Below are 22,757 nucleotides of genomic sequence, written 5' to 3' on the forward strand. Positions count from 1 at the left end.
CTCCTTCCCTGTAGATTCCCCCGGACCGTGCGCACGCGTGGATCAGCGTGACGCGGTCTCCGTTGTCGCCGCCGTCGTGAAGCCGCATTTCGCGGGCGCGACCGGGTCGGCCATCCGGCTTTCGAATGCCAGGTAAAGCGCTTCCTCCAGAACGTTCCAGTGTGCGCCGTGCCGGTACGGGCCCGATAGCGCATGCCAGCACGCGACCGTGTTCCTGTCGTTCATCTTGAGTGCGACCAGTGCGATCAAGCCCCACGGATAATCGGAGCTGGCGAGTTGCAGCCAGGTCTTGCCGTACTTCTTCATCCACTGCGCGTAGATCGCATCGTTCGATTGCTGCGGAACCTGAATGCCCGACAGGAGCGGAAAGATCTGCGCCACTTTCGCCGGATAGAAGGTCGTGTCGCTGATGCGCTGCGTGCTCGCGCGAAAGCCGGACTGCGTGCCGCGCCAGAACACCTTCAGGATCGCGGACGCGAGCCGGTCGGCGCGCTGGCTCCACGGGCCGGCGCGCGTGTAGTCGCCACGCCGCACGTAATACGCGGCGAGCGCCTGGAACGCGCTGTGTACCTCGACGTTGTCCATCAGCAGCGCGACGTGCAGCGTCGACGAGATCTGATACACGCCCGCGGGCTTGCCGAGCAGCGTGTCCAGATGCGCACCGGCGCGATTCAGGCTGAGTTCCCATGCGGCGGGCAGGCCGTCGGGCGGCGCGAAGCGGGCGAGCAGTTCGATCCAGGTCGCCATCATCGCGTCGTCGGCGTCGGCTTCCGCGCAGGCGCTGTACTGGCCGCTCTTGATGCAGTAGCGATCGAAGCCGCCGTCCGGACGCTGGCGCGGCAGCAGCCACGCGATCCATGCGAGCGCGGCCTGATGGGCGTCGAGCCCCGCGTCGGCGGCGCCGAGCAGGGCCTTTGCCGCGAAATAGGGATCGATGCCGGCGCCGTTCAGACGCACGGTGATCGCGCCGTCGGGGCGTTGGTAGAGTCCGCTGAGCTGGAGTTCGGCGGCGTTCGCGTGCGGTGCGACGCCGCAGGCGGCGACACAGCAGGCGATGCACCACGAGCGGCATAGCCGGGCGATGGCCGCCGCGCGTGCGCGGGCAGCCGGGAAAAGCGCGGGCCGGTTCATGATGGGGGGCTCCTGCGCGGTGGTCCTGCGCAAATTCCGCCGGGCGCGGCGTTGGCCGCGGCGCGCGCCGGCGGGTGGGTCGATGTCGCGGCTCAGTGCACCTTGGCGCTGGTGAACTTGAGGCTGGTCCCGCTGTTCGCGGTCACGAGCCAGTACGTCGAGTCGGTGATGACGACGCTGCCGAAGCCTTGCGTGATCAACGGCAGCCCGAAGGCTTTCTTCGGCAGCAGCCACGTCATGTTCGCGAGGCTGGTCGGGTGGCTGGCGGAGAACGCCCAGCCGCTGCCCGTATCGGTGGCCGACCACGTGACGTTCAGGCGTGCACGATCGAAGATCGTGATGTCGCTCATCGTGTACCACTTGAACTGACCCGTGAGCTTCAGCATGTTGGCCTGATTGAAGATCGCGGACAGCGTCGACGTGTAGGACGACGCGCCGAGCGGGTGGGCATAGATCAGCCGGCTCGTGCGGTTCGCGACGACGAAGTTCATCAGCGATGCATACCAGTTGTTCACGTCGGCGGTCGGCACCGCGTACTGCTGGAATTCCTCGAACGTCGCGTACTTGCCGAACGGCATCACCGGGTAAGCCCACAGGCCCGGGTTCAACAGTGCGCCGTTGCGGTATGCGCGGGTCGGCGCCGAGCCGGTGTGGCCGGTGAAGTAATAGCCGTTGAAGCCGTTGCTTTCGAGCCAGTTGACCGACCACGTCGGCGTGTTGCCTTCCGGCGCCGCGTACTCTACATCGGGCAAGCCCGTTGCTGCCTGGACGGCCTGGTGGTTCATCACCAGGTACTGCGTGAACGTGCTCGCGTTCGTTTCGCTCGCATTCGCCCCCCAGTAGTCGTGGATCCAGCCGCCGTGGCTGCCGACGCGATGGCCCTTGCTCACGAAATACTTGAGCAGATTCTGCGCGGTCGGGTTGTTGGCGAGATTGATGCCGCCACCGTCGCCGAAGGCCGCTTCATCGGGGCCGGCCGTGATCACGAGCGAGAACGGCCCGTTATTCCACACGCCGAGATTCTTCAGCTGAAGCGCCGGCTGGATCTGGTCGCCCGCGCAGAAGTGCCAGTTGAACACGAGCCCCGCCATCGCCTTCGGCAGCGGCGACAGCGACGGCAGGTTCAGCATTTGCGTGCCGAAATAATGCAGGTAGCCGTGAATCAGCATGCCGTCGGTCTGGCCGTCGAGGTAGGCGAGCGGCAGATTGACGAACAGCACGCCGCCGTTGCCGTACGCGTTGTAGCCGGACACCAGCCCGAAGGTCGGCGAGGTGAGGATCGTCGTGCCGGTGTACGTTCCCTGCGTGACGAAGCTCGGATAGGTGAGGAAGCCGTACACGTAGCCGGAGATCCCTTCGAGCGTGTCGGTGGTGGTGGCCAGCGTCGACGCGAGCGCGGTGGCCGTCTTGCCGGTCGACGTGCTCAGCAGCGAATTGGCCGTATACGTCGTGGTCTTCTTCAGCTTGCCGGTCACGGTGCCGGTCAGCTTCGGGGCCGTCTGGTTCAGCACGCCGCTGCCGGTGGATGGCGTCGTGTACTGGAACCATGCGCCGTGGTTGTAGTTGGCAAGGCCGCCGGGGTTCGACGGGCTCGCGGCCAAGAACTGCGCGGTGCCCGATGTCGAATTCGTCGTCGTGCCCGAGGTGCTCGTCGATGCGAGTGCAGTCGCGGTCGTGGTGGTCGGCGACGTCGTGGTCCACGCCATCGACTTGCCGGGGGGCACCTGGAGCGTGCGCAGCCAGCTGCTCATGCCGGTTACGTTGCCCAGACCGATCATGTTGCCGCCGTATTGGTCATACAGGACGTAGTCCACGCCGGCCATGCTGCTGAAGCGCGATTTCGGGCTGACGTAGAAGCCGGCCGAATTCAGCACGCCGAAATCGTAGACGAGCATCACCTTGCCGCCGTTCAGCGTGTAGTTCTGAATCGCCGTCACGAGCGCGTCGGAGGCCGTCGTATGCACCTGATCGGGAAGGATCAGGCCCGGATACTGCGACAGCGTCGCGCCGGCCGCCATGAACTGGCTGTCGGTCATCACCTTGATCTGCAGCCCTTCCTCCTGGGCACTGTCGAGCCATGCGGATACGCGCGAATCGGGCAGCGTCAGCGTATCGGGCACCAACAGGAGAAGCTGGTTGGTGGCCGCCTGAACGCCGCCCGGACTGAATGCGAACGCGAGCGCGAACAGCGCGAACAGGATCCGCAAGAACTTGCCTGACTTTGCCAACATGGTGTGCTCCTCGCTCAAGGAATGGGGGCGGGCGGCAGCCGGGATACGCGTGCCGCCAGGTCGAGCATTCCAGCCCCGTAGGTGTGTGCGGCTGTCCGGTTCGTCGGGTATCGAGCGATGCGTGTCAGGCGGTCCGGCCGCGCCAATGCGCCGGTGCGCCGCGCTGCCTTCGCCGGTGAGAGGACTCGATGCGACGCATTGAAAGAAGCGAACAACGTGCCATTGGCGCAGGAGGCCCGGTCCTGCTGGCTTCTTGCGATGCGGGTCGCGCGGCACGGTCGCAAACCCGGCGGATTCGTTTCATCGCTGATACGGCGCGTTCGGGCGCGCTATCGGCAGACGGAATCGCGATCGCGTGTCAATGCGCCGGGCCAGCTCGCGCAGTAGGTATAGAGCGTGACCAGCAGGCCGATCAGCAGCGGCCCGCCGAGCAGGAAATAGCAGAACGGCAAGAACAGCAGCGAGCCGTGATGGACGATCGTCGCGTGCAGCAGCATCACGAACGGCAGCGCGAACACGAAGTAGCCGAGCACCAGCAGCGACGCGCAGGCTTTTTGCAGCAACGAGAAATCGAGCGGGTAGTACAGCGCGGCCATGACCAGCGGGATCAGCGCGATCGCCGCGCCGTGCAGCACGAACATGTCGCGCAGATGCAGTTGCGGGACGTACGGGAACGTGCCGGGCGCGAGCCAGAAGTACGCGCAGATCAGCAGTTGGGTGAAGCTCGCGATACGTAACAGATATGCAACGGGCAACCAGTGCGCGCGCCGGATGAACGATGCGGCGAAGCCGATCATGCAGAGCGCGGCGGTAGCGGCCAGCAGCGTGTCGCCCGGCATGCGGGCCGCGACGTCGATCGACAGCAGCGGCACGCGCGGTGCGTCGGCCGGATAAGCGATCACGATCACGTGAAGCGCCGGATCGATCTGGCGCGCGCCCCACGCCATCACCGCGCGCCAGTAGCGCCACGCCAGCGGCAATCCGAACCAGAGCGACGCGTACAGCACGGGCGTCACCAGCGCGATCGACGACAGCCAGCGCTGCGGGTACGCGTGGGTGCGCAGCGAACGGTCGACGGGAGGACGGACGGGATGCGTGTGCATGGCGCCCGCCCGCTTACCAGCGATAGAAGACGCTGAACTCGCCGCCGATTCGTGAGTAGTACGGGTTGTGGTAGTACGCGAATTCAAGTTGCGTTCCCCACTTGCGCGTGACCCAGTAGCGCCATTTCGCGGTGATCTCGTGGCTGCGGAAATCCGCGATCTGCGAGCCTGAGCCGGTGACCTGATACGCCTCGCGGCCGACGCCGCCGCGCAGCACGATCACGCTCTTGCCGACCTCGCCGTAGGTGACGGCGCCGTAGTAGGCGGGCGCCTTCACGGATCCCGGCGAATCGACCGTATAGTTCGCGCCCGCCTCGAAAATCCACTTGGGCAATGCGTACCAGATCACGCCGGCGTGATAGAGCTGGTCGCGGTGGCCGCTGCGGTTCCACGCGTAGCCGGCGCCGAGCGACACGACCAGCGAACGGTCGGGCAATAGCTTGCGGTTGATCGACGCGTCGACGCGGGCACTCGGCAGGATCGTGCCCGACGTGGTGCCGGAAAAGCCGATCCCGCCGAACCAGTCGGGGCCGAAGTTCTGCACGTAGGTCAGCGCGCCGAGCTGCGTGTTCTCGCCGAAGCGGTGCAGTTGCGCCAGTTCGCCGAGCACGGTGCGGTTGCCGTCCTGGTAGACGCCGCGCAGATGCACGCCGTACCAGTCGCCGTAGCCGTGCGTCAGATGTGCGCTGGAATAGCCGAGCGACAGTTCGGTGTGCGATTCCTGCGGCGCCTGCACATGGGTGACGACTGCATCGGGCAGCGGCGGCCGGTTCGTATCCTCGGGCGTGAACTCGGCGAGCGGCACGCCGTCCGGCAGGCCTTCGGCGTCCACGCGCACGAACATCGATTCGTCGCGCATCCGTGGCGTGATGACGGTCGTGGGCGGCGGCGGCTGCACGGCGGGCGCGGCGGCGGCATCGTCCGGCTGCTCCGCCAGCGCCGCGGGCGCGCCGAAGGCGACGCCGCACAGCATCGCGAGGGTGGCAACCGGCACGCGCGGGCCGCGATGGCTGGGGCGATCGGACATGAGGCGCTCCTTAACGGGATGTGTGGAACCAGCCGCTGCGCCACGCGACGAGATCGCCATGCACGCAGGCATGATTGACGATCGATACGTCGCGCGCGCACGCGCTGACCGGATGACCGGCGACGCCGATGCGCGCGCCCGTCAGTCGCAGCAGGCCGCCGGCCGACACGACGCCGTCGATGCAGCTCGCGTGGGCGAGCAGCACGTCGTCGCGCGCGAATACCGCGCCGTGCAGCAGCGCGTGACGTTCGAGTTCGACGCGATGCGCCTTGACGCTGCCGCGCAGCACGCAGCCTTCGCCGAGGACGAGCGTCCCTTCGACGATCAGGTTGCCTTGCACGACCGTGTGCGCGGGCAGGCGAACGTCGCACGGCAGCAGGTAACGGCCGTGCAGGAAGCGATGCGGCAGCGACGCGAAGTGGCGGGCGAGCGTGATCGCTCGGCGCGGGGCGGCCGGTGTGTCCGCGGGCCGCGGGCCGGGCGCCGCGCCGAAGACGAGCGGCTCGCCATACAGGCACGTGAAGCCGCCGGCGCCGCGCAGGCGCACCGTGTCGCCGACCACGACGCCGCGCAGCACCGCATCGTCGACGTCGATCAGCGGCGCATGCGCGAGCGTGCCGATCGTCGCGCCGGCGCGAATGTCGATGCGCTGGTCGGCGAACGCGTACGCGGCCCGCGCGCCGTCGTCGAGCGTGATCGAACGATCGGCGTAGAGCACGTCGTCGCGATGCGCGTCGCGGGCGACGTCGATCGCATCCGCATGCTGGACGGCCAGCCCGAGCGCTTGCCACGGCGGCGCGGCGGATGCATCCGCCGGCGGCGTGCCGGCCACGTGCGCGCGCAGCGCGTCGTGCCAGCGTGCGGCGAGCAGCGCCTGGTCGACGAACGGCCCGTCGCCGATCGGCAGCGCCGCGACGTCGCTGCGCCGGATCAGTTCATGCAGCATCGGCAGGAACGGCAGGCTGAGCACGCCGGCCACCGGCACCATTACGTTGAAGGTCGTCATCGTTCATCGCTCCGGTTTCAACTGCCGGCGAAAACGCTCGGTCTTGTCCCATTTCAGTTCGCGGCGGAACGCGGCGTCGAGCGCGAGCCCCCACAGCGCGGAGACGACCGCCGCGATCGTCACGCAAAAGCCGACGACGTTGACCGGCACGAGCCGCAGCCGCGTCGCACGGCCGTCGAGCCGCGCGGCGACGACGATCTCGAAGAACACGCCGAAGTTGCCGAAGGTGCTGAACGAGAACAGCGCGAACAGCGACAGCAGCAGGCCGAGCGCGGTCGAGTTGACGCCGTTGAACAGGTAGAGCGCGAGCGCGGCGCTCCACGCGATCGCGAGCAGCGCGGGCATCGTGAACACGCCGAGCAGCAGCGCGCCGTCGAGCCGGCAGCGTCGCGAGATCAGCGGGTTGCGCAGCACCGGAACCAGATAGCGCAGCATCGTCTGGTTATGGCCCTTCGCCCAGCGCGTCAGTTGCCGCGCGCGGACGGCCCAGCGCTCCGGCACTTCCTCGTAACATTCGGCGTGGTTCAGATAGACCGTGCGCCAGTCGCTCAACAGCAGGCGGTAGGTCATGTCGGTATCTTCGGCGAGCGTGTCGTCGCGCCAGCCACCCACGGCATCGAGCGCGCTCTTGCGGATGCCGCCGACCGTGCCGCCGTATTGCGGCACCAGGTTGAGATTGTTGCGGGCTTGCTGGTTGACCTGGTAGCCGCCCGCGCGCTCGAGATCGAGCAGCCGCGCGAGCAGGTTGCTGTCGGCGTTCTGCGGCACGACGCGGCCCATCACCGCGCCGATTTCCGGGTCGAAGAACGGCGCGACGAGCTCCTTCAGCAGCCCGGGGCGCGGCAGGTAGTCGGCGTCGAATACCACCATGATGTCGCCGCGGATGAAGCGCAGCGCATCTTTCAGCGCGGCTGCCTTGCCCGGCTTGCCGGTCTCGCGGTGAAACGGCTGGATCAGCTCGGGCGCGAGTGCGCGGACTTCGTCGATCAATGCGCGCGTATTGTCGGTCGAGCGGTCGTTGACCGGAATGATCGTCAGCCGGTCGCGCGGGTAGGTCGTCGCCAGCAGCGCCATCAGGCAATCGACGATGACGGTTTCCTCGTTGTGGGCGGCGACGAAGACCGTGAGCCGCGGCCAATCGCCGTGGGTCATCGTCCGGTAGGGCGCGTGCTGCGGCTTGAACAGGCGGTCGAGGCTGAATACGTAATGCCGTGCGGCATACGCGCACGTCAACAGCGTGAACAGCCACAGGTACGCTACGCACGGTATCAGCAGCAGTTCGGGATCGAACGCGATGTCCGGCGTGGCGGCGGGCGGCGGCTCGAGCGACGCGTCCGTATCGGGCGAGGCCGGCGCGACGAGCGAGGGCGTCACGCGGTCGAGCGCGGTGCGCTCCATCGCGATCACGGTGGTTGCGACCGTTGCGGCGGTTGCGGCGGGCACACCGAACCGGACCGGTTCGGCGATCGCCTGCGAGGTGGTGTCGCGCACGATCAGCGAGCAGGCAAGCACGATCAGCAGCAGGATGCCTTGCTCGCAAAGTGACGCCGCCCGCGTTTTCTTCATGTCCCGATCCCCGTGCCCGCAACGACGACCGATGAGAGCTGAAGGCGCTCCGTGGATCGCGCGGACGTCAATGGGAAGCGATGGCGCGTTCGTCGCACGGGGCGGTTTCGGCTTGCCCCGGACGGATGCGTCGCGTCGTCTCCCGGCTGCGTTGCTTTGGCGTCCCCGTCTGTCTGCTGCGATGCGAGTGCTTCGGGACGCACCTGTCCGACATCAAGCAAGGCGTGAGCCATCTGCCGCGATGCCGCGCGCAGCAAGGGGCCGCGCGAGGGAAACGAATACGGCATGCGCTGCGCCGGCGTGTTTTGATTCACTGACGAATCAGCATGCGCGCGTGGCATCCGACCCCGCACGGTCGGTCGAGCATCGAGCGCGGCGCCCCGGCCGGCCAACCGGCTGATACCACCTTCCCGGGTGCGGCTTGCGATGCCGGTCCGTCGCATGTCGTTCGGCGTGCGCGTGTCGGCCGGGCGGTCGCGACGCGCTGCTTTCACATGAGACGAATGGACCGGACTCCGATGTATTTGCCGGTTTCCGGTCTGCGTTACACATTCGCAACATTTCCCGCTCCACGATTCGTGTGATGCAAGGCGGTGTCGGGCGTCGACGAAATCCTGCGCGCGCGACGGCGGTCGACGCCCGCGTGCGGGCCGCGCACTGCACAGACGAAAGTGGCGAAGCGAGGCGACGCAACGCGTGTCGAAAGGTCGACGCGATCCGCTGCGTCACGGCCGCGCGACATGCATGCGCGATTCGTCGGACGGCGTCGTCAGACGGATCGCGCGCGCGTCCGGGCGTTTATCGTTGTCGCGTCGATCCGGCGATGCGGGTGTCCGTAGCAGTTGTGAAACATTCCGTCACGCACCGTCCGCGGGCAAGGGTCGTGGAGCGAAGCGGGCCGCGACGCGAGCCGGCTGGTTTGAATATTGCTGGTGTGGGAGGACGTAACGCTCGACACAGCGAGGAACGACTCATGACGTGATTGATCCAGTGCAACGGGATGCCCGTAGTACGACGATTCGTGTGGCCGGAACCGCGCGGACGAAGCGGTGCGCTCGCCCCGCCACACCGCCGCATGTCGATCGCGTGCGAGTACGGGATGCGCCGCCCGAATACATGCTTCGCGCCGCGTGCGGGATCGCCGGGCGCGAAGCGGCTAAACGAGGATAACGATGAAGAAGATCTTGCTTGTGTTCGGGACTCGGCCGGAGGCCATCAAGATGGCGCCGCTGGTGCGTGCGCTGAAGGCGCAGACGGATGTCGACGCCCGGGTGTGCGTGACCGCGCAGCATCGGGAAATGCTCGACCAGGTGCTGACGCTGTTCGACATCAAGCCCGACTACGATCTCAACCTGATGCGGCAAGGCCAGACGCTGACCGACGTGACGACCGGGATTCTTCAGGCGATCGGCATCGTCTTCGACGATTTTCGGCCGGACGTCGTGCTGGTGCACGGCGATACGACGACCACGCTCGCGGTGAGCCTGGCCGCGTTCTATCGCTATCTGCCGGTCGGTCACGTGGAGGCCGGCCTGCGCAGCGGCGACATCTGGTCGCCGTGGCCGGAGGAGCTGAATCGCCGCGTGACCGACGCGGTGTCGTCGTGGCATTTCGCACCGACCGGGCAGGCCCGCGACAACCTGCTGAGCGAGGGCGTGCCGGGCGGGGCGGTCTCGCTGACCGGCAACACCGTGATCGATGCATTGCACGAGGTCAAGCGCATGCTTGATCGCACCGCCTCGCTGTCGGACAAGATCGCCGCATACTTCCCGTTTCTCGAACCGTCGCGGCGTGTCGTGCTGATCACCGGCCATCGCCGCGAAAGTTTCGGCGAACCGTTCCGGCACTTCTGCGACGCGCTGTGCACGCTGGCGAACCGCTATCGCGATGCGCAGTTCGTCTATCCGCTGCACCTGAACCCGAACGTGCAGGAGCCGGCGCGCGCGCGGCTCGGCGGCGTGCCCAACATCTACCTGATCGAGCCGCAGGAATACCTGTCGTTCGTATTCCTGATGTCGCGCGCGCATTTCATCATCACGGATTCGGGCGGCATTCAAGAAGAAGGGCCGGCGCTCGGCAAGCCGGTGCTCGTCACGCGCGAGACGACCGAGCGGCCCGAAGCGATTCAGGCCGGCACCGCGCGGCTCGTCGGCACCGATCAGGACCGGATCGTGTGGGAGGCGTCGCGTCTGTTCGACAGCGAGAGCGCGTACGAGGAAATGTCGCGCGCGAGCAATCCGTACGGCGACGGCCATGCGAGCGAGCGGATCGTTCACGCGCTGATGCGTACGGCCGGCGTGCCCACGAAGACGACCAGCTTCTCGATGGGCGCCGTGGAGATGCCGTTCAACGCGCTCACGCTCGGGTTGCAGGCGCTGCGCTCGCCGTGAGGAAGCTCGTGCCGTAGCACGTTGCGGCGCGTCCGCCGTAGACATCAAGCATCCGGTCCGGCCGCGAGGTCGGCCGGATGTTTGCCTATGCACGACCCGGAACGCACGCATCCGATGCACTCGAAAGCCCCTCCAATGACACGCCCGGTCCCCGGCCGTGCCTTGTCCCCCTTGCCTGAAACGCCCGAATCGCCGCGATCCGACGTCGAATCCGAAATGGTTCGATAATGCGGGCGGCGATCCATGCGGACGCGCGCCGGCCGGCGCGAAGGGGAAAGGTTGCGCAGGCAACCGGCCGGCGGCATCGTTCGCAGCATCCGCCCGACCGTGCCTGCACGCGACACGGTCGACGAAACGGCGCCACGCCTGCCTGATCGTTCGGAATGTGCGCCGCGCCGTTCGAAACCCCACTCGTTGCCCGCCCGGCGGGCATCGCAACCAGGAGGTGAACGATGATCACGCTGACCGTCAACGGTAGCGAGCAGCACTTCGACGGCAATCCCGACATGCCGTTGCTCTGGTATCTACGCGATGTGCTCGGCCACACCGGCACCAAGTTCGGCTGCGGGATGGCGCTATGCGGTGCGTGCACCGTGCATCTCGACGGCGTCGCGATCCGCGCGTGCGTCACGCCGGTCGCGGCGGCGGCGTCCAGGCGCGTGACGACGATCGAGGGGCTGTCGACCGATCTCACGCACCCGTTGCAGCAGGCGTGGCAGGAACTGAACGTCGCGCAATGCGGCTACTGCCAGTCCGGGCAGATCATGCAGGCCGCGTCGCTGCTGAAGACGAATCCCCATCCGACCGACGCCGACATCGACGATGCGATGTCCGGCAACATCTGCCGCTGCGGCACCTATACGCGCATTCGCGCGGCGATCCGGCTGGCCGTGCGTCGCGGAGGTGACGCATGAGTGCGCCCGAACTCTCCGCCCACAACGAAAGCCGCCGCGCGCTGCTGCTCGGCTTCGCCTCGGGCGGGCTGCTGCTCGCGTTCGGCGTGCCGTCGCTCGCGCAGGCGGCCGCGCCGGTGCAGCCGCCCGTCAGCGCGAATCCGCAATATGGCGGCGCGGGAATGCCGCACGGCTTGCGCGACGATCCGAACCTGTTCGTTGCGATCGCACCTGATGGCACCGTCACGGTGACCTGCATCCGCTCCGAGATGGGCCAGGGCGTACGCACGAGCGTCGCGCTCGTGGTCGCCGACGAGCTGGGCGCGGACTGGTCGCGCGTGAAGGTCGCGCAAGCGGTCGGCGACGAGCCGCGCTACGGCAACCAGAACACCGACGGTTCGCGCAGCCTGCGCCAGAGCTTCGCCGCGCTGCGCCGTGCGGGGGCCGCCGCGCGCGAGATGCTCGCGCAGGCCGCGGCAGCGACGTGGGGCGTCGATGTGCGCCACGTGAAGGTGGCGGTGCACGAGGTCGTCGACACGCAACGCGGGCGCAAGCTGGGCTTCGGCGAACTGGCTGCGAAGGCAGCCGCGCTGCCGGTGCCCGATACGAAAAGCGTGGCGTTGAAGGCGCCGGCAGAATTCCGCTACATCGGCAAGGGTAAGACGGCGCTGATCGACGGACGCGACATCGTCGGCGGCCGCGCGCGGTACGGAATCGATACGCGGCTCGACGGCATGCTGTATGCGGTCGTCGCGCGCCCGCCGGCCTACGGCGACACGGTCGCGTCGTTCGATGCATCGGCCGCCGAGAAGCTGCCGGGTGTCGTCAAGGTCGTGCAACTGGCGTCGACGCCGCTGCCGTCCGGCTTCCAGCCGCTCGGCGGCGTGGCCGTCATTGCGCGCAATACGTGGACGGCCATCCAGGCCCGCGCGCAGTTGAAGATCGACTGGAAGCGCGGCCCGCATGCGGGCTACGACTCGGCCGCGTATCGCAAGACGCTCGAAGCGGCCGCCGCGCAGCCGGGCGACGTGATCCGCAACGACGGCGATGCGGCGGCCGCACTCGCCGGCGCCGCGAAGCGCGTGCGCGCGACGTACTACGTTCCGCATCTGGCACACGCGACGATGGAGCCGCCCGCGGCGGTGGCGCGGGTGGCCGACGGCCGCTGCGAAGTGTGGACCTGCACGCAGGCGCCGCAGACCACGCGCGACGAGATCGCGAAGGCGCTCGGCGTGCCGACCGAGCGCGTGACGGTCAACGTGACGTTGCTCGGCGGCGGCTTCGGCCGCAAGTCGAAGCCCGATTACGTGGTGGAAGCCGCGCTGCTGTCGAAGGCGGCCGGCGCGCCCGTGAAGCTGACGTTCACGCGCGAGGACGACATCGCGCACGACTACTTCCACGCGGTGTCGCTCGAAGCGTTCGACGGCGGGATCGATGCGGCGGGGAAGGTCGTCGCGTGGCAGCATCGCACGGTCGCGCCGTCGATCCAGTCGACGTTCCGCGCCGGCGTCGTGCACGAGCAGCCGGGCGAACTCGCGCAAGGTATCGCGGATCTGCCGTTCGCGATTCCGAACGTGCGGATCGAGAATCCGGCCGCGCAAGCGCACACGCGAATCGGCTGGTTCCGCTCGGTGTACAACATTCCGCATGCGTTCGGCATCCAGAGCTTCGTGTCGGAACTCGCGCATGCGGCCGGCCGCGATCCGAAGGATTTCCTGCTCGACCTGATCGGGCCCGCGCGGCGTTTCGAGCCGCACATCACGGTGAAAAACGTGAACTACGGCGAGGATCCCGCGCTGTATCCGGTCGATACGGGCCGGCTGCGGCGCGTGATCGAGACGGTCGCGCGCGAAGCCGGCTGGGGGCGCAAGCTGCCGAAGGGGCACGGGCTCGGGATCGCCGCGCATCGCAGCTTCGTGTCGTACACGGCGGCGGTGTGCGAGGTGCAGGTCGATGCGGACGGCAGGATCTCGGTGCCGCGCGTCGACATCGCGATCGACTGCGGGCCGCAGGTCAATCCGGAACGGGTGCGCTCGCAGCTCGAGGGCGCGGTCGTGATGGGGCTGGGCATCGCGCTGCATGGCGAGATCACGTTCAAGGACGGGCACCCCGAGCAGAGTAATTTCAACGGCTTCCAGGTGCTGCGGATGAACGAGGCGCCGCGCGAAATCCGCGTGCATCTCGTCGCGCCGGACGACTACGCGACGCCGCTCGGCGGCGTTGGCGAACCGGGCCTGCCGCCCGTCGCGCCGGCGCTGACCAACGCGATCTTCGCGGCGACCGGCACCCGCATCCGCAGCCTGCCGGTTGCCGATCAGCTCGCGAAACCGCAGGCGGGCTGACGCGACAGCCGTCCCGCGCCGGGCCGCATCGTGCGGCCCGGCCGACTTCCCGTATAGGTGGACCGACCGGCGTGCGCATCGTTGTTGTTTGCGAACGACCGTGCTAAATTCCTGCCAGCACTTGGAGCCACGCAACCCTTCATTCGGCCGACACGGCCGGCACCCCGGGAGGCAGCACGATGAGCCTGTTGATGTCGCGACGCGATCTTGCGTTCCTGCTGTATGACTGGCTCGACGCCGAAGCGCTCGTCGCGCTGCCGCGCTACGCGGAGCACAGTCGCGAAACCTTCGACGCGGTGCTCGACACCAGCGAGCGGATTGCGGAAGACCTGTTCGCACCGCACGCGGCGCGCGGCGATCGCGAGGAGCCGCGGTTCGACGGTGAACGCGTGACGCTGATCCCGGAAGTCGAACCGGCCGTGCGCGCGTTCGCGGACGCCGGACTGATCGCCGCGGGGCACGACGAAGCGCTCGGCGGCATGCGCTTGCCGAAACTGGTCGAAGCCGCGTCGTTCCTGTTCTTCCAGGCCGCGAACATCGCGACGGCCGCGTATCCGTTCCTGACCGTCGCCAATGCGAACCTGCTCGTCGCGCACGGCAGCGCCGCGCAGATCGACGCGTTCGCTCGCCCGGAGCTGGAAGGGCGCTTCCTTGGCACGATGTGCCTGTCCGAACCGCAGGCCGGCTCGTCGCTGTCCGACATCGCGACGCGCGCCGATTTCGAATGCGATTCGCCGCTCGGCCCGCGCTACCGGCTGACCGGCAACAAGATGTGGATTTCCGGCGGCGAGCACGAACTGGCCGAGAACATCGTCCATCTCGTACTCGCCAAGATCCCCGACGAACACGGCCGGCTGCAGCCCGGCACGCGCAGCATCTCGCTGTTCATCGTGCCGAAGTTCCTGACGGGCGCCGATGGCGGCGCGAGCGGCGAGCGCAACGACGTCGTGCTCGCCGGGCTGAACCACAAGATGGGTTATCGCGGCACGACCAACTGCCTACTGAATTTCGGCGAAGGCACGCGGTATCGGCCGGAAGGGCGCACGGGCGCGATCGGTTATCTGATCGGCAAACCGAATCATGGCCTGGCCTACATGTTCCACATGATGAACGAGGCGCGCATCGGAGTCGGCGCGGGCGCGGTGGCGCTCGGCTACACCGGCTATCTGCATGCGCTCGACTACGCGCGCAACCGTCCGCAAGGGCGCCCGCTCGGGCCGGCCGGCAAGGATGCGGCCGCGCCGCAGGCGCCGATCGTCGACCATCCGGACGTGCGGCGCATGCTGCTCGCGCAGAAGGCGTATGTCGAGGGCGGCCTCGCGTTGATCCTGTATTGCGCGAAACGCGTCGACGAAGCGCGTGCGCACGACGATGCGGCGGTGCGCGCGGATGCCGCGCGGCTGCTCGATATCCTGACACCGATCGCGAAAAGCTGGCCGTCGCAGTGGTGTCTTGCCGCGAACGATCTTGCGATCCAGGTGCACGGCGGCTACGGCTACACGCGCGACTACGCGGTCGAGCGTCTTTATCGCGACAATCGTTTGAATCCGATTCACGAAGGCACGCACGGCATCCAGGCGCTCGATCTGCTCGGCCGCAAGGTCGTGCAGGACGACGGCGCGTCGCTGCGCGTACTCGATGCGCGCGTTGGCGCGACCGTCGAACGCGCGCGAGCGCTGGATGCCGGCACGCGCGAGCACGCCGATGCGTTGGCGCGGCGTTGGGCGCGGCTGGGCGACGTCACGCATCGGTTGAGCGCGATCGGCGATCCGCGGACGCGGCTCGCGAACGCGAGCGTGTATCTCGAAGCGTTCGGCCATCTCGTCGTCGCCTGGCTGTGGCTCGACGTGACGCTCGCCGCGCACGGGCGCGACGGCGATTTCCACGACGGCAAGCGCGCGGCGGCCCGGTACTTTTTCCGCTGGGAACTGCCGAAGGTGGATGCGCAGCTCGATCTGCTGTCGAGCGTCGACACGACGACGCTCGACATGCGCGACGCGTGGTTCTGACCGTGCCTTCAACGACCTTCCGGAATACTGACGATGTGGCCGATGCCGTTGAGCATCGCATACGCGTCGTGATCCGGCCGCGCGGGGGGATCCCGCATACCGTACCGATGCCCGGCCACGCCGCGCGAGGAGAAAGAAGCGTATGAAAGCCCTGTTGTGTACCGCATTCGGCCCGATCGACCGCTTGCGCATCGAGGACGTCGCGATTCCCGAACCGGCTGCCGGGCAAGTCCGGATCCAGGTGAAGGCGGCGTCGCTGAACTTCCCCGACGCGCTGATCGTCCAGGGGCTGTATCAGGTGAAACCGGCGCTGCCGTTTTCGCCGGGCGCCGAGTTCGCCGGCGTGATCGACGCGGTCGGCGAGGGCGTCACTGCATGGCGGCCCGGCGATTCGGTGATGGCGTTCACCGGCCACGGCGGGTTCGCGCAGCAGTGCGTGGCCGATGCGCACCAGCTCGCCGCGCTGCCGCCGGGCATGACGTTCGAGCAGGGCGCGGCGCTCGTGCTCGCCTACGGCACGTCGCTGCACGCGTTGCAGCAGCGTGCGCGCCTGCAGGCGGGCGAGACGTTGCTCGTGCTGGGCGCGGCCGGTGGCGTCGGGATCGCCGCGATCGAGATCGCGAAAGCGCTCGGCGCGCGCGTGATCGCGGCGGCGTCGAGCGCGGACAAGCTCGCGCTGTGCCGCGAAGCGGGCGCCGACGAGACGATCGACTATGCGACCGAAGACCTGCGCCGCCGCGTCGACGAACTGACCGGCGGGCGCGGCGCCGACGTCGTCTACGATCCGGTCGGCGGCGCATACAGCGAGGCGGCGCTGCGTGCGACCGCGTGGCGCGGCCGGTTCCTCGTGGTCGGCTTCGCGGCCGGCGAGATTCCGAAGCTCGCGCTGAACCTCGCGCTGCTGAAGGAGCGCGACATACTCGGCGTGTTCTGGGGTGATGCGGTGCGTCGCGATCCGGCGCAACATGCAGCGAACATGCGGCTGCTCGCCGAATGGTTCGCGGCCGGCAAGGTGCGGCCCGCGATCACCGAACGCGTGCCGCTGGACGGCGCGGCCGACGCGATCGCGCGAATGGCGAACCGGCAGGTGAAAGGCAAGGTGGTGATTTTTCCGGATGCGTGATCCGGCTTCGCCGCGCGGCGCTGCAACGCAGGCCGCGCGGCCTGGGCTTCATGAGAGCGGGTGCGGTGCGATCTGGTGTGAAGGCGTCGCGCCCGGTTAGTCTGGCGCACGATGCCGAGCGGCGCTGAAGCAAACGCCGCCCGCCATTCGTCAGCCGCTTCAATCCTTGGGCAAACGCAGCGTGTCGAGCGCGTGCTGCGAAAACTCGACCCAGAACCGTTCGTTGGCGATGCCGGCCTGCAGCACCAGATGCTGCAGGCGCTTCGTGCGTGAATCGTCAGCGGTCGGATCGCCGGCCGCCGGATCGCCGGCCGCCAAAAAATCACGCGCCTCGATCTGCAGATACAAGTCCAGCTTTTCCTGATGCAGCGCGATGCGCCGCCGGATCTCGTCCTCGAGGCCGGCCGGCCCGAGCACGGCTTCCGCGCGCAGGCGCACCATCAATGCCTCGCGCAGCGGCGTCGGATCTTCCGGTTCGGCGATCCAGCGGCGCAATTCCTTCTTGCCGGCCGGCAGGATCCGGTACGCACGCTTGCGGCCGCGACCGGATTCGGCGGGCAGCGATTCGATCCAGCCCATCTCTTCGAGACGCCCGAGTTCGCGATAGATCTGCTGGTGCGTGGCCTGCCAGAAATAGCCGATCGAGCGATCGAAACGGTCGGCGAGCTCGGACCCCGAACCGGGGCGTTCGGCGAGGGCGGTAAGAAGCGCGTGAGGCAGGGACATGTCGGATCGAAGGAGGCTGCGCAATGAACCGCATCTTGCCATATCGGGGCCGCCGCACAAGCGACAGAGGGCCGTTTATGCAACATGTTGCATAAACGGAATCGACGCGCTACCATTCGTGCAACTTGTTGCATAAAAGATGGAGACGCCCCGATGACCTCCCGTTATCCGCATTTGACGACCCCGCTCGAACTCGGCTTCACGTCGCTCAGGAATCGCGTGTTGATGGGGTCGATGCACGTCGGCCTCGAGGAAGCGCCGAACGGCTTCGAGCGGATGGCCGCGTTCTATGCGGAGCGTGCGCGGGGCGAGGCAGGCCTGATCGTCACGGGCGGATTCGCGCCGAACGAGCGCGGCCGTCCGGCGCCGGGCGGCGCGATGCTGACGACCGAAGCGGAAGCCGAACGCCATCGTGTCGTGACGCGCGCGGTGCACGCGGAGGGCGGCAGGATCGCATTGCAGATCCTGCATTTCGGGCGCTACGCGTATCATCCGGCGCTCGCCGCGCCCAGCGCGCTGAAGGCGCCGATCAACCGGTTCACGCCGCACGCATTGACGAGCGACGAGGTCGACGAGACGATCGCCGATTTCGTGCGATGTGCCGCGCTCGCGCAGCATGCGGGCTACGACGGCGTCGAGATCATGGGGTCCGAGGGTTACCTGATCAACGAATTCATCGCCGCGCGCACGAACCATCGCGACGATGCGTGGGGCGGCGCGTACGAGAATCGCATCCGCTTCGCGGTCGAGATCGTGCGGCGCGTGCGCGAGCGTGTCGGCGCGAACTTCATCGTCGTCTACCGGCTGTCGATGCTCGATCTCGTCGAAGGCGGCTCGACGCTCGACGAGGTGATCCGGCTCGCGCAGGCGATCGAAGCGGCCGGCGCGACGATCCTCAATACCGGCATCGGCTGGCACGAGGCGCGCATTCCGACCATCGCGACCAAGGTGCCGCGCGCCGCGTATGCGTGGGTGACGCGGCAACTGATGGGCAAGGTCCGCATCCCGCTCGTCGCGACCAACCGGATCAACACGCCGGAAGTCGCCGAGCAATTGCTCGCCGACGGCTATTGCGACATGGTGTCGATGGCGCGGCCGTTCCTCGCCGATGCCGAGTTCGTCCGCAAGGCGCGGGAAGGGCGCGCGGACGAAATCAACACGTGCATCGGCTGCAACCAGGCATGCCTCGACCATACGTTCAGCGGCCGGATCACGTCGTGTCTCGTGAATCCGCGTGCGTGTCATGAAACCGAGCTCGTGATCCAGCCGGCGCCGCGGCGCAAGCGGATCGCGGTGGTCGGCGCGGGGCCGGCGGGCCTCGGCTTCGCGGTCACGGCGGCCGAACGCGGTCACGCGGTCACGCTGTACGAAGCCGGCGCCGAGATCGGCGGCCAGTTCAATATCGCGAAGAAGGTGCCCGGCAAGGAAGAGTTCAACGAGACGCTGCGCTATTTCCGCCGGCAGATCGAACTGCGCGACATCGCGCTGCACGTCAATACGCGTGCGACCGCCGAGATGCTGTTGCACGGTGCATTCGACGAAGTGGTGATCGCGACGGGCATCGTGCCGCGCACGCCGCCGATCGACGGCATCGGGCATCCGAAGGCGCTCGGCTATCTCGACGTGCTGCGCGACGACAAGGCCGTCGGTCGCCACGTCGCGATCGTCGGCGCGGGCGGAATCGGCTTCGACGTCGCCGAGTATCTCGTTCATCGCGACGGCGGCGAGCAGGTCGATGCGGACCGGTTCTTCAGCGAATGGGGCGTCGACCGGTCGTATGCGAATGCGGGCGGCCTGGGCGAAGCGCGGCCCGAACCGGCGGCGCGGCACGTGCATCTGCTGCAGCGCAAGGCGTCGAAAGTCGGCGACGGGCTCGGCAAGACCACCGGATGGATTCACCGCACGGCGCTGAAGGCGCGCGGCGTCGGGATGTCGTCGTCGGTCACGTACCGGCGCATCGACGACGACGGCTTCCACGTGACGATCGACGGCGTCGAGCAGACGCTGCCGGTGGACAACGTGGTGATCTGCGCGGGGCAGGAGCCGTCGCGCGAGCTGGCGGAGCAACTGCAGGCCGCCGGATGCCGCGTGCATCTGATCGGCGGCGCGGACGAGGCTGCCGAACTCGATGCGAAGCGCGCGATTCACCAGGGCACGACGCTGGCCGCGACCCTTTGATACCGATTCGTTTCGATTCGATCCAACAACGTTACTGGAGATTGCGATGACGCACTCACCGCTGAAGGTTCATCCCGCCGTCGCGAAATCGCTCGACGCATGGCATGCGATGGTCGAACGCAAGGATTTCGGCGCGCTGGAATCGATCGTCCATCCGGACGCCGTGTTCCGTTCGCCGATGGCGTTCAAGCCGTACGGGCCGGCGCCGGCGCTGCTGATGGCGCTGCGCACGGTGATCACCCTCCTCGAGAATTTCACGTATCACCGCCAGTTCGCGGCCGACGACGGCAAGAGCGTCGTGCTGGAATTCGGCGCGACCATCGGCGACAAGGCGCTGAAGGGGATCGACATGATCCGCTTCGACGACGACGGGAAGATCGTCGAGTTCGAGGTGATGATCCGGCCGTTCAATGCGCTGCAGGCGCTCGGCGCGGAAATGGGCGCGCGGCTCGGACAGCAGTTGCCGGCGTTCAAGACCGGCGGTTGAGCGGGGGGGGGGGGGGCGGCGGGCGTGCAACCGGCTTGCGGCCGCGTGCCAGGCCTGGCGCGTGAGGTCGTGCGCGGCTTCGACGAGGCGCGGCAAGCGCGCGCGATGCAGGCGTTCACGCGTTCATGGCACGCAACGAGCCGCAGCCGACAATCCGTAGGAGCAGTCGAGTTGCCCGCCCTAGACGCGCGGAGCAGCTACTCGAGCTGTCGAAATCCCGACGGATCAAGTTGATATATTGTATCATCTGACGTTTTTCGTCGCCGGCCGGCCGGGTGCCCGGGCCGCTCGCGTGCGACGACATCCAACGAAGATCGATACGACGTGACGAGAATCGGACACACCCCGGCGCGCGGGGAGCGGCGCCATGCGGCGCGGCGCCGGAACGCGAGCGCCTGGCGCACGCGCGCGGCACGCGGTTGCACGACCCTGGTCGGCTGCGCGATCGCCACCACCGGCGCGCTGGCCGCCGAAGCCGCCGCATCGTCGCCGGACGACCGGCACGCGCTGCCGGCGATCAACGTCACGGCTTCGTCCGCCCAGGCCGACCCGCTGACGCAACCGCTCGAAACGGGCTCGCGGCTCGGGCTCGCGAGCCTCGACACGCCCGCGAGCGTCGAAGCGGTCACGGCCGACACGATCGACGCACGCGGCGATCGCACGGTGCTCGATGCGGTCACGCGCACCGCCGGCGTCGCGAGCGCGATCGCGCCGGGCACCGGCGGCACCGCGTTGAGCGTGCGCGGCTTCAGCGGGCAGGAATCGGTGATGACGCTGCTCGACGGCGTGCGGCTGATGCCCGCGGCCGGCACGAGCACGTTTCCGTTCGACACTTGGTCGGTCGAGCGCATCGAGGTGCTGCGCGGCCCGGCATCGGTGCTGTACGGCGAAGGGGCGATCGGCGGGGTCGTGAACGTGGTGCCGAAACGGCCGCAGCGCACGCGCGAGACGGCGCTGCAGGCCGGCGTCGGCCCCGACGGCGCGAAGCGCTTCGCGTTCGATACGACGGGCGCGCTCGGCCCGCGGCTGTCGTACCGCTTCTATGCGAGCGATGCGCGCGCGAACGGTCTCGCCGAGCGGGCCGATACGCATACGACGGCCATCGGCGGCGCGCTGACGTTCGACGTGAGCCCGCAACTCACGCTGACGCTCGACTACGACTACGGCCGCCAGATGCCCGCGACGTACTATGGCGTGCCCGCGCCGAACGGCGTGCTCGATTCGTCGCTGCGCAAGCTGAACTACACGGTCGGCGATGCGACGATTTCGTACTACGACCAGTGGACGCGCCTGTCGGCGCGCTACCGGCCCGCGCCCGGCGTGACGATCGACAATCAGCTCTACTACCTGACGTCGAACCGCCACTGGCGCAACGCGGAATCGTATGCGCTCGATGCGGCGACGGGGCTCGTCACGCGCGGCGACTATCTCGACATCGGCCACCATCAGCGGCAGATCGGCGACCGGCTGAGCGCGCGCATCGACGGGATGCTGTTCGGTCGCGCGAACCGTTTCGTCATCGGCACGGAATTCAGCCAGATCACGTTCAGCGGCATCAACAATTCGCCGTACGGCGGCGAAACGACCGTACCGGCGCACGGCTTCGATCCCGGTGTCTTCACGAGCCCCGACCCGACAGTGCAGCAGTTCAGCACGCGTGCGCGGCAGGCGGCGGTATTCGCGGAGAACCGGCTCGACGTGCTGCCGCGGCTCGCGTGGGTGAGCAGCCTGCGCTACGACCACATCGCGTTCAGCCGCGAGCAGGCGGCGAGCGGCGCGGGCTTCGACAAGCGGTTCGCGAACGTCGGCTGGCGCACCGGTTTCGTGTTCGAGATCGCGCCGACGTTCAGCGCGTATGCGCAGTACACGACGGGCGCGGAGGGCGTCGGCTCGCTCGTGACGCTGTCCGCGTCGCAGGCGGGCTACCGGCTCGCGACCGGTGAACAGTGGGAAGCCGGGCTCAAGCAGACGCTGCTCGACGGTCGTGCTTACTGGACGTTCGCGCTGTACGACATCGTGAAGCGCAACCTGCTCAGCACCGATCCGTTCAATCCGGCGCTGCGCCGGCAGGTCGGCCGGCAATCGTCGCGCGGCGTCGAGCTGACCGGCGGCGCGCGGCTGCCGCACGGCTGGACGATCGATGCGAACGTCGCGCTGCTGCGCGCCCGCTACGACGCGTTCAACCAGACGGCCGGCGGCGCGACGGTGTCGCGGGACGGCAACGTGCCGTCCGGCGTGCCGCAGCAGACCGCGAACCTGTGGTTCGGCTGGGCGTTCGCTGAGCGCTGGCACGCGAATGCGGGTGTGCGTTACGTTGGTGCGACCTACGGCGACGACGCGAATCGCGTGCGGGTGCCGTCGTATACGGTGTTCGATGCGTCGCTGCGCTGGCAGCCGACGTCGCGCACCGAGCTCGCGATGTATCTGCGCAATCTCGCGAACCGCACGTACGCGGTGACGACGTCGAACGGCGGCGAGCAATGGCTGCTCGGCCCGTCGCGCTCGGCGGAGCTCGTCGCGACGATGCGCTTCTAGGGCGATACGG

General features: G+C 68.0%; 15 protein-coding genes. 8 read left to right on the forward strand and 7 right to left on the reverse strand.

Annotation, left to right across the window (positions count from 1 at the left end; all coding sequences use genetic code 11):
* Positions 1-42: 42 nt before the first annotated feature.
* From AC3IFE_RS00790 to AC3IFE_RS00815, 6 genes are all read right to left on the reverse strand, one after another.
* A complete protein-coding gene (locus AC3IFE_RS00790) occupies positions 43-1,131 on the reverse strand; it encodes a hypothetical protein (RefSeq protein WP_489189290.1) in 1,089 nt (362 codons plus the stop codon).
* Between the two features lie 92 nt (positions 1,132-1,223).
* On the reverse strand, positions 1,224-3,362 hold the full coding sequence (locus AC3IFE_RS00795) for a polysaccharide deacetylase family protein (protein WP_489189291.1): 2,139 nt from the start codon (positions 3,360-3,362) through the stop codon (positions 1,224-1,226).
* A 329-nt stretch (positions 3,363-3,691) separates the two neighbouring features.
* Entirely contained in the window at positions 3,692-4,465 is a 774-nt protein-coding gene (locus AC3IFE_RS00800; RefSeq protein ID WP_489189292.1) for a hypothetical protein, read from the reverse strand.
* 13 nt (positions 4,466-4,478) lie between these two features.
* On the reverse strand, positions 4,479-5,492 hold the full coding sequence (locus AC3IFE_RS00805; protein WP_489189293.1) for a YaiO family outer membrane beta-barrel protein: 1,014 nt from the start codon (positions 5,490-5,492) through the stop codon (positions 4,479-4,481).
* A gap of 10 nt (positions 5,493-5,502) precedes the next feature.
* Complete coding sequence (locus AC3IFE_RS00810) at positions 5,503-6,498, reverse strand: bactofilin family protein (RefSeq protein ID WP_489189294.1); 996 nt, start codon at positions 6,496-6,498, stop codon at positions 5,503-5,505.
* A gap of 3 nt (positions 6,499-6,501) precedes the next feature.
* Complete coding sequence (locus AC3IFE_RS00815) at positions 6,502-8,064, reverse strand: glycosyltransferase family 2 protein (protein ID WP_089467168.1); 1,563 nt, start codon at positions 8,062-8,064, stop codon at positions 6,502-6,504.
* 1,172 nt (positions 8,065-9,236) lie between these two features.
* Here AC3IFE_RS00815 and wecB point away from each other — a divergent pair.
* From wecB to AC3IFE_RS00840, 5 genes are all read left to right on the forward strand, one after another.
* Positions 9,237-10,454, forward strand: a complete 1,218-nt coding sequence (wecB, locus tag AC3IFE_RS00820; RefSeq protein WP_489189295.1) for a non-hydrolyzing UDP-N-acetylglucosamine 2-epimerase — start codon at positions 9,237-9,239, stop codon at positions 10,452-10,454.
* 452 nt (positions 10,455-10,906) lie between these two features.
* Positions 10,907-11,368, forward strand: coding sequence for a (2Fe-2S)-binding protein (locus AC3IFE_RS00825; RefSeq protein WP_089467170.1), 462 nt, complete (start codon positions 10,907-10,909; stop codon positions 11,366-11,368).
* Positions 11,365-13,689 carry a xanthine dehydrogenase family protein molybdopterin-binding subunit gene (locus tag AC3IFE_RS00830; RefSeq protein WP_489189296.1) on the forward strand — a complete coding sequence of 775 codons (2,325 nt, stop codon included), beginning with the start codon at positions 11,365-11,367 and terminating at the stop codon, positions 13,687-13,689. The genes AC3IFE_RS00825 and AC3IFE_RS00830 overlap by 4 nt, the downstream gene beginning before the upstream one ends.
* A 179-nt stretch (positions 13,690-13,868) precedes the next feature.
* Positions 13,869-15,698, forward strand: coding sequence for an acyl-CoA dehydrogenase (locus AC3IFE_RS00835; RefSeq protein ID WP_489189297.1), 1,830 nt, complete (start codon positions 13,869-13,871; stop codon positions 15,696-15,698).
* Positions 15,699-15,840: 142 nt separating this feature from the next.
* Positions 15,841-16,821, forward strand: a complete 981-nt coding sequence (locus AC3IFE_RS00840) for an NADPH:quinone oxidoreductase family protein (RefSeq protein WP_489189298.1) — start codon at positions 15,841-15,843, stop codon at positions 16,819-16,821.
* A 159-nt stretch (positions 16,822-16,980) separates the two neighbouring features.
* Here the strand turns inward: AC3IFE_RS00840 and AC3IFE_RS00845 are convergent, their stop codons facing one another.
* Positions 16,981-17,547, reverse strand: coding sequence for a PadR family transcriptional regulator (locus AC3IFE_RS00845; RefSeq protein WP_489189299.1), 567 nt, complete (start codon positions 17,545-17,547; stop codon positions 16,981-16,983).
* 153 nt (positions 17,548-17,700) lie between these two features.
* Here AC3IFE_RS00845 and AC3IFE_RS00850 point away from each other — a divergent pair, with 153 nt between their 5' ends.
* From AC3IFE_RS00850 to AC3IFE_RS00860, 3 genes are all read left to right on the forward strand, one after another.
* Positions 17,701-19,725, forward strand: coding sequence for an oxidoreductase (locus tag AC3IFE_RS00850; RefSeq protein WP_489189300.1), 2,025 nt, complete (start codon positions 17,701-17,703; stop codon positions 19,723-19,725).
* Between the two features lie 46 nt (positions 19,726-19,771).
* Positions 19,772-20,212, forward strand: a complete 441-nt coding sequence (locus AC3IFE_RS00855; protein ID WP_089467176.1) for a nuclear transport factor 2 family protein — start codon at positions 19,772-19,774, stop codon at positions 20,210-20,212.
* Between the two features lie 444 nt (positions 20,213-20,656).
* Positions 20,657-22,747 carry a TonB-dependent receptor gene (locus AC3IFE_RS00860; RefSeq protein ID WP_489189342.1) on the forward strand — a complete coding sequence of 697 codons (2,091 nt, stop codon included), beginning with the start codon at positions 20,657-20,659 and terminating at the stop codon, positions 22,745-22,747.
* Positions 22,748-22,757 lie beyond the last annotated feature (10 nt).

This window comes from Burkholderia sp. APQ4-4ca (genome assembly GCF_057837105.1).